The 14,570-nt window shown below is 60.0% G+C and carries 12 protein-coding genes; 11 read left to right on the top strand and 1 reads right to left on the bottom strand.

Annotated features, from left to right (window positions below; translation table 11 throughout):
- The 4 genes from FYJ40_RS01690 to FYJ40_RS01705 all read left to right on the top strand — a co-directional run.
- A partial coding sequence (locus FYJ40_RS01690) for an arginine deiminase family protein (protein WP_229770621.1) occupies window positions 1–519 on the top strand: 519 nt, incomplete at its 5' end.
- A 104-nt stretch (window positions 520–623) separates the two neighbouring features.
- The gene (gene argF / locus FYJ40_RS01695; protein ID WP_154515223.1) at window positions 624–1,619 is read left to right on the top strand and encodes an ornithine carbamoyltransferase; all 996 of its coding nucleotides are present in this window, start codon (window positions 624–626) and stop codon (window positions 1,617–1,619) included.
- Window positions 1,620–1,757: 138 nt separating this feature from the next.
- Entirely contained in the window at window positions 1,758–3,245 is a 1,488-nt protein-coding gene (locus tag FYJ40_RS01700; protein ID WP_370450555.1) for a YfcC family protein, read from the top strand.
- Between the two features lie 498 nt (window positions 3,246–3,743).
- A complete protein-coding gene (locus FYJ40_RS01705) occupies window positions 3,744–5,225 on the top strand; it encodes a DUF1846 domain-containing protein (RefSeq protein WP_154515227.1) in 1,482 nt (493 codons plus the stop codon).
- Between the two features lie 103 nt (window positions 5,226–5,328).
- Here FYJ40_RS01705 and FYJ40_RS01710 read toward each other — a convergent pair whose 3' ends face one another.
- A complete protein-coding gene (locus FYJ40_RS01710) occupies window positions 5,329–6,702 on the bottom strand; it encodes an ISL3 family transposase (protein ID WP_052241581.1) in 1,374 nt (457 codons plus the stop codon).
- Between the two features lie 290 nt (window positions 6,703–6,992).
- On the opposite strand from FYJ40_RS01710, the gene FYJ40_RS01715 reads away from it, so the two are divergent.
- The 7 genes from FYJ40_RS01715 to FYJ40_RS01745 all read left to right on the top strand — a co-directional run bounded on the left by FYJ40_RS01715 (window position 6,993) and on the right by FYJ40_RS01745 (window position 14,490).
- Window positions 6,993–7,376: a hypothetical protein gene (locus FYJ40_RS01715; RefSeq protein ID WP_154515229.1), complete on the top strand. Its 384-nt coding sequence runs from the start codon at window positions 6,993–6,995 to the stop codon at window positions 7,374–7,376.
- A gap of 180 nt (window positions 7,377–7,556) precedes the next feature.
- Window positions 7,557–9,218 (top strand): CTP synthase, encoded by a 1,662-nt coding sequence (locus tag FYJ40_RS01720; protein ID WP_154515231.1) that lies wholly within the window; start codon window positions 7,557–7,559, stop codon window positions 9,216–9,218.
- 2 nt (window positions 9,219–9,220) lie between these two features.
- Entirely contained in the window at window positions 9,221–10,162 is a 942-nt protein-coding gene (gene xerD / locus FYJ40_RS01725; RefSeq protein ID WP_370450556.1) for a site-specific tyrosine recombinase XerD, read from the top strand.
- A 463-nt stretch (window positions 10,163–10,625) separates the two neighbouring features.
- A complete protein-coding gene (locus FYJ40_RS01730) occupies window positions 10,626–11,060 on the top strand; it encodes a division/cell wall cluster transcriptional repressor MraZ (protein WP_035137949.1) in 435 nt (144 codons plus the stop codon).
- 20 nt (window positions 11,061–11,080) lie between these two features.
- Window positions 11,081–12,046 carry a 16S rRNA (cytosine(1402)-N(4))-methyltransferase RsmH gene (gene rsmH / locus FYJ40_RS01735; RefSeq protein ID WP_154515233.1) on the top strand — a complete coding sequence of 322 codons (966 nt, stop codon included), beginning with the start codon at window positions 11,081–11,083 and terminating at the stop codon, window positions 12,044–12,046.
- A gap of 90 nt (window positions 12,047–12,136) precedes the next feature.
- Window positions 12,137–12,607, top strand: a complete 471-nt coding sequence (locus tag FYJ40_RS01740) for a hypothetical protein (RefSeq protein WP_154515235.1) — start codon at window positions 12,137–12,139, stop codon at window positions 12,605–12,607.
- Between the two features lie 239 nt (window positions 12,608–12,846).
- Window positions 12,847–14,490: a peptidoglycan D,D-transpeptidase FtsI family protein gene (locus tag FYJ40_RS01745; protein ID WP_370513635.1), complete on the top strand. Its 1,644-nt coding sequence runs from the start codon at window positions 12,847–12,849 to the stop codon at window positions 14,488–14,490.
- Window positions 14,491–14,570: the final 80 nt, after the last annotated feature.

A 14,570-nucleotide genomic window follows, 5' to 3' on the forward strand; every position in this document is an offset into this window, starting at 1 on the left:
GCCGCTATCGACGTCATGGCCCAGAACATCTTCTGGAACTCCGACTCCAAGGTCGAGCGCATCCTGGCCTTCGACATCCCGGTCTCGCGCGCCTTCATGCACCTCGACACGGTCTTCACCCAGATCGACGTCGATAAGTTCACGATCCACCCCGCCATCATGGGCACCCTGCGCGTCTACGAGCTGACCGCCGGCAAGAACCCGGGCGACGTGAACATCCGCCTGATCGAGGACACCCTCGAGCACGTCCTGGAGGACGCCACCGGCGTCGACCAGGTCAAGCTGATCCCCTGCGGCGGCGGCGACCCGATCGCGGCCTCCCGCGAGCAGTGGAACGACGGCTCCAACACCCTGTGCGTCGAGCCCGGCAAGATCTGCGTCTACGCCCGCAACACCGTCACCAACGACGTGCTGTACAAGGAGGGCCTGGACCTTCTCGTCGTGCCCTCCGCCGAGCTCTCCCGCGGCCGTGGCGGCCCGCGCTGCATGAGCATGCCCTTCTGGCGCGAGGACCTCTAAGTCTTTCCGTTTCCGGTGCGGTCCCCCTACAACCGCACCGGTTTTGCCCGTCAAACGGGCAACACGAATACTTGCGTAATTCATTTTTCGAAAGGAAACGAACCATGGGTGTTAACCTCTCCGGCCGTAGCTTCCTCAAGCTCCTCGACCTTACCACTGAGGAGATCGAGTACCTGCTCAAGCTCTCCAAGAACTTCAAGGACATGAAGCGCGCTGGCGTTCCGCATCGCTATCTCGAGGGCAAGAACATCGTTCTGCTCTTCCAGAAGACCTCCACTCGTACCCGCTGCGCCTTCGAGGTCGGCGGCATGGATCTGGGCATGGGCGTCACCTACCTCGATCCGGGTTCGTCGCAGATGGGCAAGAAGGAGTCCATCGAGGACACCGCCCGCGTTCTCGGCCGCATGTATGACGGCATCGAGTTCCGTGGTTTTGCCCAGGACGACGTCGAGGAGCTCGCCGCTAAGTCCGGCGTGCCCGTGTGGAACGGCCTGACCACTGAGTGGCATCCCACCCAGATGCTCGCCGACATCCTGACCGTCCAGGAGAACTTCAACTACGACATCAAGGGCAAGACCCTCGTCTTCATGGGCGACTGCAAGAACAACGTTGCTCGCTCCCTCATGGTTGTCTGCTCCAAGCTCGGCATGAATTTCGTGGCCTGTGGCCCCGAGGAGTGCATGCCCGCTGACGACGTCATCGAGGCCTGCAAGCCTATCGCCGAGGCTAACGACTGCACCATCAAGCTGACCACCGACGTCAAGGACGGCGTCACCGGTGCCGACGTTATCTACACCGACGTGTGGGTCTCCATGGGCGAGCCTGACGAGGTTTGGGCCGAGCGCATCGCTCAGCTCACCCCGTATCGTGTCACCTCCGAGGTCATGGCTATGGCCAACCCGGGTGCCATCTTCCTGCACTGCCTGCCCAGCTTCCACGACACCAACACCACGATTGGCGCCGAGAAGTGCGAGCAGTTCGGCATTACCGAGCAGGAGGTCACCGACGAGGTCTTCGAGAGCCCCGCTTCCAAGGTTTTCGACGAGGCCGAGAACCGCATGCACACCATCAAGGCTGTCATGTACGCAACGCTCAAGTAAGAGCCTCTAAGCATTTCGCTCGGGGTGTATTGCTGCACACCCCGAGCGGTTTGTCTGGTAAATATCTTGCGTCGGGCGGTGGGCACGGCACGGAAGATCCGCTTCGCGCGAGAAAGTTAAATGATTTATGAAGGGGGGATGAGAACTATGACTGAGACCGCTAAGAAAAAGCGCGGTATGCCTTCATCGTTCACCATTCTTCTAGCTCTGCTGGCAATTGTTGCAGTGATTACCGTTATCGTCTCCGGCACGTCCGGCGGCGCTGTTACTGCAGCCCGTCTGAGCGATTTCTGCACCGCCCCGATCCTGGGCTTCGCTGACGCTCTGCCCGTCTGCCTCTTCGTTATGATCCTGGGCGGCTTCCTCGGTATGATGACCGAGACTGGCGCTCTGGACAACGGCATCGCCGTTCTGGTGCAGAAGCTTAAGGGCAACGAGATCATGCTCGTTCCTGTCCTTATGCTCATCTTCTCCCTCGGTGGTACCACCTATGGTATGTGCGAGGAGACCGTTCCCTTCTACGCCCTGCTCGCCGCTACCATGATGGCTGCCGGCTTCGACCCCATGGTCGGCGCCGCTACCGTCCTGCTCGGCGCTGGCTGCGGCTGCCTGGGCTCCACGGTTAACCCGTTCGCCGTCGGCGCTGCCGTCGACGCTCTGACCGGCGTTGGCATTGAGGTCAACCAGTCCATCATCATCGGCCTCGGTGCCGTCCTGTGGATTGTTACCACGGCCATTTCCATCTTCTTCGTCATGGGCTATGCCAAGAAGGTCAAGGCTGACAAGGGTTCCACCATCCTGTCGATGCAGGAGCTCAAGGACGCCGAAGAGGCTCACGGCAAGGCTGCTTCCGAGGTTAACAAGGAGGTCAAGCTCACCGGTCGTCAGAAGGGTGTTCTGATCGCCTTTGCCTTCACCTTCGTCGTCATGATCGTCGGCTTCATTCCGCTGGCCGACCTCAACGAGGGCGTTGCCAACTTCTTTGACGCTGGCGCTGTCTACGATGCCGACGGTAACACCGTCGTCCAGGGCTGGTCTGCCCTGATCACCGGCCTGCCCATTGGCCAGTGGTACTTCGACGAGGCTTCCACCTGGTTCTTCCTCATGGCTATCCTGATCGGTATCATCGGTGGCCTGTCCGAGAAGCAGATCGTTAACACCTTCATCACCGGCGCTGCCGACATGATGTCCGTTGTTCTCGTCATCGCCCTCGCCCGTGGCATCTCCGTCCTCATGGCCAACACCGGTCTCGACGTCTACGTCCTCGACGCTGCCGCCAGTGCCCTGGCTGGTCTGTCCGGCGTGATCTTCGCTCCCATGAGCTTCCTGGTCTACTTCGGCCTGTCCTTCCTGATCCCGTCGACCTCTGGTATGGCTACCGTCTCCATGCCCATCATGGGACCGCTGGCTGTTAAGCTCGGCTTCTCGCCCGAGGTCATGGTCATGATCTTCTCCGCCGCCATCGGTGTCGTGAACCTGTTCACCCCGACCTCCGGTGCCATCATGGGCGGTCTCGCCCTGGCCAAGATCGAGTGGACGACCTGGCTCAAGTTTGCCCTTAAGCTCATCGTCGTTCTCTCCGTCGTCTGCGCCATCATCCTGACCGTCGCCTGCGTGTTGATCTAAGTACCCAACGGGTGCCCCACGGAAACCTTGACGATCCTGTAGAGGATCACTTGGTCATCGTCTGTCCGGTGGGGTCAACCCACCGGTAGACTCCTACCTTTAGCCCCCTCCCGTTCCGTGCGCGGGAGGGGGCGCTCTTATGTTCCGGCGTTTTGCCGAACGCCGGAACCGGTCGACGCTGCAAGCCCGCCAGAGCGGCAATCTGACGTTCAATCGTCGGGCATTGCCAAAAGGTGTATGCCCTCCTCTTTCACGTCAGCTTGCTCGCTCTGGCGCCCGTGTCTGACTTATGCTCAACCTGCGATGTTGCCATTGTTGGTGCAGGGGAAGTGCGTTTGGGGCAGCTAATTTGGGACGGGGCTTTTTTGACTACCCCCACATAAAGGGTAGTCAAAAAAGCCCCGTCCCAAATTAGCTGCCCCGGCCTCGTCGGTGGGGGAGGGTCTGCTCCGCTATAATCGCCTAGGACATTAAATGAAAACGGGACGGGAGCCATACATGCGCCAGGGTTTCGACAACGCGAAGTATATCGAGCTGCAGGCTGCTCACATTAAGGAGCGCATCTCGCAGTTTGGCGGCAAGCTGTATTTGGAGTTTGGCGGCAAGCTGTTCGATGACTATCATGCGAGCCGCGTGCTGCCGGGTTTTGAACCGGACAGCAAGTTCCGCATGCTCAAGAGCATTGCCGACGACGTCGAGGTCATCATCGCAATCAATGCGAACCATATCGAGAAGAACAAAGCCCGTGGCGACTTGGGCATTACCTATGACGAGGACGTCCTGCGTCTGGTCGATCTGTTCCGCGGGAACGGATTTGCCGTTGCCGCTGTGGTTATCACGCAGTATGCCGGTCAGCCCGCTGCCGACGTCTTCCGCAATCGTCTAAACGCGCTCGGCATTCCCGCCAAGCTGCACTATCCCATCGAGGGCTATCCGCACGATGTCGACCTGATCGTTTCTGATGAAGGCTACGGCAAGAACGAGTTTGTCGAGACCACGCGTCCGCTCGTTGTCGTGACGGCGCCCGGCCCTGGCTCGGGTAAGCTCGCCACCTGCCTGTCGCAGCTGTATCACGAGCACAAGCATGGCACCGCTGCCGGCTATGCCAAGTTTGAGACCTTCCCGGTCTGGAATCTCCCCCTCACGCATCCGGTGAACATTGCCTATGAGGCTGCCACGGCAGACCTCGATGACGCCAACATCATCGACTCGTTCCACCTTGAGGCATACAACAAGACCACGGTCAACTACAACCGAGACGTTGAGGCGTTCCCGGTTGTTCGCGCCCTCATGGAAAAGATCTTGGGCGAGAGCCCCTATCAGAGCCCCACGGACATGGGCGTCAATATGGTCGGTTTTGCCATTACCGATGACGATGCATGCCGAGATGCCTCCAAGATGGAGATCGTGCGCCGCTATTTTGCCGCGGTTGAAAGCGTGCGCCGTACTGGCGTGGGCGATGAGCAGGTCGACCGTCTCAAACTCATTATGAAAAAAGCCGGCATCGACAAGAACTATTCGCCGGCACGCTCGGCTGCTCTCACCAGGGAGCAACTGACGGGCGGTCCCGTGGGTGCCATGGTGATGCCGGACGGTTCGGTAGTGACCGGAAAGACCTCAACGCGTCTGGGTGCCGCGAGCTCGCTCATCATGAACGCGCTTAAGCATGTTTCGGGCGTCGATCTTGAGCTCGAGGTCATCAGCGATGAGGCGATTGAGCCTATCAGCAAGCTCAAGACGCATTTCCTTGGCAGCAAAAACCCGCGTCTCCACACCGACGAGACGCTCATGGCGCTCTCTATCACCTCGGCCACGAGCGAGACAGCTACTCGTGTTCTTTCGGGTCTTGAGCAGCTGCGCGGCTGCGACGCCTTCTTTAGCGTGATTATCTCGCCTACGGACGAGACGGTGCTGCGCAAGCTGGGCATTAACGTGTGCTGTGAGCCCAAGTTTGAGCGCCGCGGCTTCTTCCATCGCTAAGATTGAGATGAGACGCCGCATCGGAGTGCGCACCCGATGCGGCGCTTAGGGGGTTTTAGGGCTATATTTGAGGCTTCGGTAGTTTGTGTGACAAGGGGCTAGCCTAGGCAGCAACGCTCTTCGCTCCCTTCACGCCCTTCTTCCTCGCCTTCACCGGGCGACCCGGGAGCTGGGGCTGGCAGTCGCCGCACCTGAGCATGAGCAGGGCCACGAGGTTGTCGGTGTTGCGGAAGCCGTAGCCCATCCTCACCGCCACCTTGATCTTGTTGTTGATGGCCTCTACGCGCCCGTTGCTGATGCCGAGCTCGACTGCGGCGATGATGTCGTCGCGCCGGCGGCGCACCTTCTTCTCCACGGCGACGACCTTGGCGATCTTGCAGTAGGCGGCCCTGTGCATCCAGTCGTCGAGCAGCTCGGCGGCCTCGGAGCCGTCGGCTGCCCGGAAGACGGCCCGCAGGTCCTCCTTGAGCTCCCAGGCCCTGACCAGCCGCGAGCCGGCCCTCTTCTTGAGCGCCTCGAGCCTCGCCCTCTGGCCGTCGGTGAGGTCCTCGGGGTTCTTCACGAGCGCGTAGCGGCTGCCCTTGATGGAGGCCGCCTCCTCCTCGAGCGCCCTGACCTCCTCGGGCGGCAGCTCGCCTTTGGCAGGCCTGCCGCGCTTGCCCTCGGGCCTGGGCCTGGCGGCCCTGGCGGCGGCCCTGGCGGCGTTCCACTCCTCGCAGCGCACGGCGTCGAGCGCGTCGTTCATCCACTGGACCACGTGGAAGGGGTCCATGACCCACCTCGCGTTGGGGCAGCGGCGCTTGACCAGCTGCCTTATCCACCTCGCGCCGTCGGCGGTCACCACCTCTATGGCGCGCCTCTGCTCGCGCGTGAGCTCGTCGAGGAACAGGTTGAGCACGTCCTTGCCGGTGCCCTCGTGCGCCCAGATGAGGCAGCCGCGGTCGTGGTCGACGACCACCGTGACGTACTTGTGGCCCTTCTTGTACGACGTCTCGTCGATGCCGATGCGGCGCACGCCGTCGAACCTCGAGGCGCCGCGCGCGGCCTCCAGCTCGGCGTAGACGCGCCTGCACACGCCGCCCACGCTGTGCCACTCGACGCGGGCGAGCTCGGAGACCGCCGAGGCGGTGCAGCGGACCGCCAGCCACGCCACCCAGTCCTCGAAGTCGCGCGTGAAGCGCGCCCCGTGCCGCGCCCAGGGGACGGCCTCGGTGCGCACGCCGTGCTCCGGGCAGCGCACCCTGCAGGGCGCGTACTCCAGGTAGCAGGCCGAGCGCGCCAGGTCCATCGCCCTCCACAGCCTGGGGGCCCCGCGGTTCGCCATGTCGTAGAAGTCGCAGGCCCTGCCGCATACGGGGCAGCGGCGCTGCTCGCGCTTGTAGGGCCGGACGCTCACGACGATGCGCTCGGCCTCGATGCGCGCGCCCAGGACGACCGTGCGGGCCAGACCGAGGGCGAGAAGTAGTAGACTCTTCATGCGTCACACCTCTTCGGTTGTCTGAATTTGGCTTAGCAATCATAGGCGGATGACGCGGAAACGGCCCCTCCCGGGGCCGTTTCAGTTCCAGATCGTTGTTTTCGCCCGCTGAGCTGGGCCTATGCCGGAATCTCTCCCACAGAAACCACCGAAGAGCCCTATATTTGCCGAAATTTAGGCCGTTTACCTGCCCAAAAGCGATTTGCGCGGTATACAATTACCTCAGTGGATACATCCTTTGCGGGGCTACCCATGATGGATGTTGCCGGCCATCGAGGGATGCGCCGGTCATGCGCGGTGCTTTTGATGCTCGTGCTCGGTTTGAGGAGGCTGCCATGGCGGGCAAGGGTCGTGCGAGTGTCAACGATATGAAGCGTGTCGAGGTGCTGGTGCTGATGGAGATCGCTCGGCAATCTAAGGGAAACGGTGTGCCGTACGGTTTCTCGCGCAAGACACTCTCCGAGTGCGTAGGGGTTTCGCCGTATCGTGCCCGCGCTGCAATCGACCGTTTGGATTCTGATGGCCTTATCGAGGTCGTTTCTCGTTATAACGATGATGGCGGCCAGCTTGCAAACGGCATATGCCTGACCGGGCGAGGCGAGTGGTACCTTAAGGGTGTTCGTGCCGGCATGCTTGTTCAAGATATGTTGAAGGATGAGACTGCCGATCGGTAACAACACGGCAGTTTCGACGAACCTGCACCGCCCAAAGCTACTTGGGCGGTGTTTTGTTTCGAGATGGAGAAATGCGGGCATGCGGGTGAAAAATAGCGAGCGGCTTGCTTTTCGAGTATTACAATGAAGACCCGTAAGATGTGAATGGAAAACTTCTACGGGAAGCGCAGGTAATTCAATATGACCAAGCATGTGTTTGTAACCGGCGGCGTAGTTTCGTCCTTGGGTAAGGGCATCACCGCGGCCTCGTTGGGCCGTCTGCTCAAGTCACGCGGCTACAAGGTGACGATGCAGAAGGCCGACCCGTATCTGAACGTCGACCCCGGCACCATGAGCCCGTTTCAGCATGGTGAGGTCTTCGTGACCGAGGATGGCTACGAGTCCGACCTGGACCTGGGCCATTATGAGCGCTTTATTGACGAGAATCTTACCCGTGATTCCAACTTTACGACCGGCGCTATCTACAAGAGCCTGATTGCCCGCGAGCGTCGCGGTGACTTTTTAGGCGGCACCGTTCAGGTGATTCCGCACGTCACCAACGCCATTAAGGATAAGTTCCGCCGCATCGAGGAGCAGACCGGTTCCGACGTGGTCATCACCGAGCTGGGCGGCACGATTGGCGATATCGAGTCGCAGCCGTTCGTGGAGGCCATCCGCCAGTATCGTAAAGAGGCCGGTCCCGAAAACGTCTGCTACATCCACGTGTCGCTCGTCCCCTATATCGCCGCCGCGCACGAGGTCAAGACCAAGCCCACGCAGCATTCGGTCAAGGAGCTTCGCAGCTTTGGCATTCAGCCCGACATCATTGTGCTGCGTTCTGATCACCATATCGACGATGCCATCCGTGGCAAGATCGCAAGCTTCTGCGACGTCGATACCGACTGCGTCTTTACCAACGAAGATTGCGCGAGTATTTACGATGTGCCGCAGCTGCTCGCCGAGCAGGACTTTGACCTGCGCATTTGCGAGCGCCTGGGCTTGGACCCGCGCGAGCGCGACATGAGCGAGTGGAACGAGTTCCTGCGCAAACAGAATCATGCCAACCACCATGCCGACAAGGTCAAGATCGCCGTTGTGGGCAAGTATACCCAGCTTCCCGATGCCTACCTGTCGGTTATCGAGGCCCTGCATCATGCAGGCGTTTTCTATGATCGTCATGTGGACGTGCAGCTGGTCGACGGCGAGAGCCTCGACGAGCAGAACGTCTCCGAGGTGCTGGGCGACGCATCGGGCATTTTGGTGCCCGGCGGCTTTGGCAAGCGTGCCCTGGAGGGCAAGATTCTTGCTGCCGAGTTTGCTCGCGAGCATAAGATTCCGTATCTGGGCATTTGTCTGGGCATGCAGGTCGCCGTGTGCGAGTTTGCCCGCAACGTGGTCGGCCTTGCCGGCGCTAGCTCCTCCGAGTTCGATCCGGACGGTCCGTTTAGCGTAATTGACCTGATGAGCTCGCAGGAGGACGTGACCGAGAAGGGCGGCACCATGCGCCTGGGCGCCTATCCGTGCAAGCTCGCCGCCGATACCCTTGCGCGCGAGGCCTATGGCGAGGAGCTTGTCTATGAGCGCCACCGTCATCGCTTTGAGTTCAACAATGCCTTCCGCGACCAGCTCGAGGACGCGGGTTTGGTTATCTCGGGTCTTTCGCCTGACGAGCGTCTGGTCGAGATGGTCGAGCTGCCGCGTGACGTGCATCCGTGGTATGTGGCCACCCAGGCCCACCCCGAGTTTAAGAGCCGTCCGACCAAGCCGCAGCCTCTGTTCCGCGAGTTCGTGCGCGCCTCGATTGGCCAGCACGAGGGTGTCGATCGCCTGCAGGTGACGCCCATGAACCTCGCGACGGACTAAGGGTGTCAGCGAACGAAAGACATACCGAAGATACTCCCTCGTTGCTCGATACGGTGACGGGGGAGTATCTTGATTACCTTGCGGTCGAGCGAGGCTTGGCGCGCAATACGATCGCGGCATATCGTCGTGACTTGACGACTTACTGTTCCTACCTGGAGCGGGTCGGTGTTGAGTCCTTTGAAGGCGTGAACCGTCAGATAATAGAGGGTTTTGTCGGTGATCGGCGCGACGGGGGCTACTCCGATGCCTCGGTGGAGCGTGCAGTTGCGGCCGTGAAAGGTTTGCATGCCTTTTTGGTTCGCGATGGGATCGTCGCCCAAAACCCGACGGCTGCACTGCGCCTGCCCAAAAAGGCGGAGCGCCTTCCGGAGTGTCTCTCGGTAGGGGATGTCTCGGCGCTCCTCGACCAAGATTTCCCGGAAGGGGAGATGGGTTTGCGGGACCATGCCATTTTGGAAGTGCTCTATGGATGTGGCCTGCGCGTGAGCGAGTTGGTGGGGCTCGATGTGGGCGATGTTCATTTTGACGACGGCTTTGTGCTGGTGCGCGGCAAGGGCTCGAAGGAGCGGCTTGCCCCACTCGTGGGAAGTGCCGCACGGGCTATGGCTCAATATATTGCTGATGGGCGTCGGCGCCTGGCCGCCCATGCCCGCGGGTCAAAGACACCGGCAGTCTTTTTAAATAAGAACGGTGGTCGCCTGTCACGTCAGAGTGTTCATGTCATATGCGAGCGATACGGGCGTCAGGTGGGACTGGTGGGACTTCATCCTCATACCTTGCGTCACTCCTTTGCGACCCATATGCTTGCGGGCGGTGCCGACCTGCGCGTGCTACAGGAGATTTTGGGACATGCCGACATTTCGACCACACAGGTCTACACGCATGTCGACCGCACGCAGCTGACCGAGGTCTACCTGGCGGCTCATCCGTTGGCGCATCGCTAGCGACTCTTTGACCTGCATATTTACAACTAATGGGGGACGGACCCCAGGTTGTCGTGACGCGGTTTTGTGCGCGTATCGGCAATCTGGGGTCCGCCCCATCTTTTGTCTTGCGCCGATGCGCCGGTGGGTCGCGCGTGACGTTGGTGGGGAAGTTTGGGGGGCGATGTGAACGGCGCGTAAAGGGACACAAAATTCGCCTCAAGGTCAACTTGAAGGTTGAAGTTGAAAGCCGGGCTGCTACAGATGGCATCCCGGCTTTGCTGTAAACACAACATGTTGTGTTTTCGAACATATGAACGAGGGTGTTTTACAGCATATAGAGGGTGGAGTGGTGGGGTGTTGTGGGGGAAGGTGTGGGGAAAGATGTTGAAAAATGGGGCAGTTCCCCATATTATTAATGACGTCGACAGGCGGGGTGGTTCCCCGCGTACGTGCCATCTGAGTAACCGAGGGGAGGGCGCACATGGGAATGACGGGTGCATACGAGCGCAATCTCGATGCAAAAGGTCGTCTGTCCCTGCCTGCACCCCTTCGCGAGGAGCTTGGAGAGCATGTTCGCGTGTTCAAAGCCCTGGATGTCGATGCTCTGTACGTGTTCTCTGCCGAGGCCTTCGATAAGTGGGTCGAAGGACTCTTCGCGGGTCGTGAGGGCCACGAGGGTTTTAACCCGCGTGACATCAACGACCAGAAACTCATGAGGGCGATCAACAAGCGCACCACCTCGATGGATGTGGACAGCGCCGGTCGTATCGGTCTTTCTGAGTCTCTCCGCAAGCAGGCGAACCTCGACCGCGAGGTCACGGTTGTGGGCAACTACGACCACCTCGAGGTTTGGGACCGTGCTACGGCCGATGAGGACGATGACGATGAGGCTCTGCTGGACCTCTTCTTCTCGTAAGGGCAAGGCATGAGTAACGGATGGAGCGTGGGATCTTGACACAAGAATATCGGCATGAACCTGTCATGCTCGGCGAAGTGCTTGAGTCGCTGCAGCTAAAGAGCGGATCTGTCGTCTGCGATTGCACCCTTGGCGGTGCCGGTCATTCGGTAAAGATGGCCGCGCAGGTGGGGGAGACGGGTCTTTTGCTTGGCGTCGATCAGGACGACATGGCCCTCGAGGCCGCTGGTGCCCGTCTGGACCGCGAGGTCCCCGGCGTCCCGCATCAGCTGCTGAAGGGCAACTTTGGCGACTTGGACGAGCTGCTTTGCTCGGCCGAGGTGCCCGGGGTCGATGGCTTCCTGTTCGACTTGGGCGTTTCGTCACCGCAACTCGATATCCCTGGCAGGGGCTTTTCGTATAACGAAGATGCCCCATTGGACATGCGGATGGATCCGGGTAACAACACCCTAAACGCAGCTGAGGTCATCAACACCTATAACGAACACGACCTCGCCCGGATTCTACGCGTCTATGGCGAAGAGAAGTTCGCCTCGCAGATCGCACGCGAGATCGTGCGTCGACGCGAGTCCGAACCGATTGAAACCACCGGTCAGTTTGTCGAGATCATCAAGGCTGGCATTCCGGCTGCCGCTCGTCGGCATGGCGGACACCCGGCCAAGAAAAGTTTCCAGGCCATTCGCATCGAGGTCAATCATGAACTCGATGTGCTCGAGAGAGGACTTGACGCCGCCACCAGGTGGCTCAACCCGGGCGGACGCATCTGCGTCATCTCGTATCACTCGCTCGAGGACCGTATCGTAAAGAACCACTTTAAGGAGATGAGCCAGGGGTGCACGTGTCCGCCGGAGATTCCGGTGTGCGTGTGCGGCAACGTGCCGATACTCAAGGTCATCACCCGCAAACCCTTGGTTGCCCAACCCGATGAGGTTGCGCGCAACCCTCGGGCGAGATCAGCCAAAATCCGCGTGGCGGAGCGCTTGTAGCGTTGCGCGCGCGATATTGGACCTCCCGCTCGCACCATAAACGAAGCTTAAACACACTACCAACGTACTCGGGATGGGAGGCGGCATATCATGGGCTACAACACCTCAAACGCAGCACTCGCCTATGATATGAACGCCATGCCCGCCTACCGCGAGGCACCGCAGGCGCCCGCTGCTCCTCGTGAGCAGCGCGCGCCGCGCTTTGATGTCTACACGGGCGCGGGCCGTCAGGCAAACCAGGCGGTAAGCCCGGTTTTCATGAGCGTTCTTAAAACGTTTTGCATCATTGCGGCTATCTTCATGACGATTGGCGTCGCCCGCGTGGCGCTTGCAAGCGTTACGGCCCAGGTGCTCAACAGCAACGCCGAGCTTACCAACACGCTCGAGAAGGCGACCGATGAGAGCTCTGACCTTGAGGTCATGCACTCTGTTTATGGTGCCGATACGCGCATTCGCGATCTTGCGGGCGCTTATGGCATGGTGGAGCCCAGCGAGAGCGTTACACTTGATTTTTCGCAGGATGCAGCCGCGGGCGCTAGCTCGGCTGCGGCTGTCCAGTAATAAGACGGTAGCTGAGTATGACAAATGATTATCGCCGCGGTCCAGACGGGAGTCGCGGGCAGGGACGTCCCTCTTCGCGGGGACGTTCTGGTTATCAAGGATCGGGTCGGTCATCTTACAACTTGGGGTCGAATCGTGGCAACGATCCAACGTCGCGCCTTCGCGGCTCGGATGACCCTCAAGTACGCAATAGCAGATCGAATAGACGATCTTCGACCGAATGGCTTACGGGGACGCCATTGCCTCGCCGTAATGTCGTCATGGGTTGTATCGGTTTGGGCCTGGCTGCGGGCGCCATCCGCCTTACCGACTACCAGATCGTAAATGCCGATGAGTTACGCGGGCGCGCCGATGCTCGACGCCTGCTTGCGGAGACGCTTTACGCCAAACGCGGCACGATTTACGACCGAAACGGCAACGTGCTGACGTCGTCGGTCGAGTGCAGCAATGTCGCCGTGAATCCACAGCTGATCGAGGATGTCGATAAAACGGTATCGGCCTTGGTTAAGGCGACTGGAATCGATAAGAAGACTTGCCGCAAGCTGGTTCAGTCCGATGGCACTTGGGTGTATATCAAGCGCCAGGTGGACGAGGACGATGCCGCGGCATTGAAGAAGAAAAATCTGCCCGGCGTGCTCTTTGAGCAGGCGATGAAGCGGGTGTATCCATACGGCAATCTGGCTTCGCAGGTTCTAGGCGTGGTGAACGTTGACAACGTGGGCCTAACGGGACTTGAAAAGCAATATGACAAATTGCTGACCGGAACAAACGGCACGCTGGTACGAGAGCGTGCGAGGGACGATAGCTATATTGCGGGTGGCGCCTATAAAAAAGTCGCCGCCATCGATGGCGTTGACATCGTGACGACGCTGGATGTCAATATCCAGCGTGCAGCAGAGGACGCTCTGGCGGAGGCGGTCGAGAAGACCAAAGCCAAGAACGGTTCGGCTTTGGTGACAGACCCTACTACCGGCGAGATTCTGGCCGCCTGTTCGTATCCGACCTACGACCCGACCGATCTGGAGAACGCCAAGACCGAGGATATGAACTTGCGCTTGGTTACCGATGCGTATGAACCCGGTTCGGTCTTTAAGACGCTCGTTGCAGGTGCGGGTTTCGACTTGGGCGTCGTGCGCTCGAGTACGTCGTTTGAGGTGCCGGCGAGCATTAAGGTCGGCGACGATACCGTCACCGATGCCGATAAGCGTGACTACGCCATGACCATGGATGTGCGCGAGATGATGCGCCGCTCATCCAATGTTGGCTTTGTATTGGTCGGGCATAAGATCGGCGCGGACGATTTTGCCGCGTACGTGGACAAATGGGGCGTTGGACACAGTTCGGGCATCGATTTTCCCGGCGAGAGCCTTGGCATTGTCAAGGAGCGTGACCAGTATGACGGCGCCACGTTGGGCTCGATGAGTTTTGGCCAAGCGCTGTCTGTCTCGCCGATCGAGATTGCGCGCGCCGTGGGCGGCATTGCCAACGACGGCGTGATGATGACGCCGCACTTTTATAAATCCAGCAAAGGCGAGGAGAAGGACTGGGGCGAGGGCGAGCAGGCGATTTCTGAGGACGCCGCCGCCCAGGTGATATCGTGCATGCAGACGGTCGTTTCCGAGGGCACGGGTGTCGGGGGCGCCGTCGACGGTTACGACGTGGCGGGTAAGACCGGTACGGCCGAGCGCGCCGATGAAAAAGGCGGCTACCTCAAAGCGAGCTATATGTCGTCCTTTATGGGGTTTGCCCCGGCGCAAGCACCTAAGGTTTTGTGCTATATCACGCTCGACGGAACGCCGAGCGGTTCGGATGCTGCCGCCGTGCCGTTCCAGGTCATTATGGCTAACGCGCTCGATGTGTTGGGTATCCCACGCACCAAGTAGGGGGTTACAATCCTGAAAAGGGCTGTCGATTAAACTGGAGGGTGTTCACATGCCCTGCACCACGCATGCGCGGCGCTGGG

It is taken from the genome of Collinsella sp. WCA1-178-WT-3 (M1) (assembly GCF_009696325.1).
Lineage (GTDB): Bacteria > Actinomycetota > Coriobacteriia > Coriobacteriales > Coriobacteriaceae > Collinsella.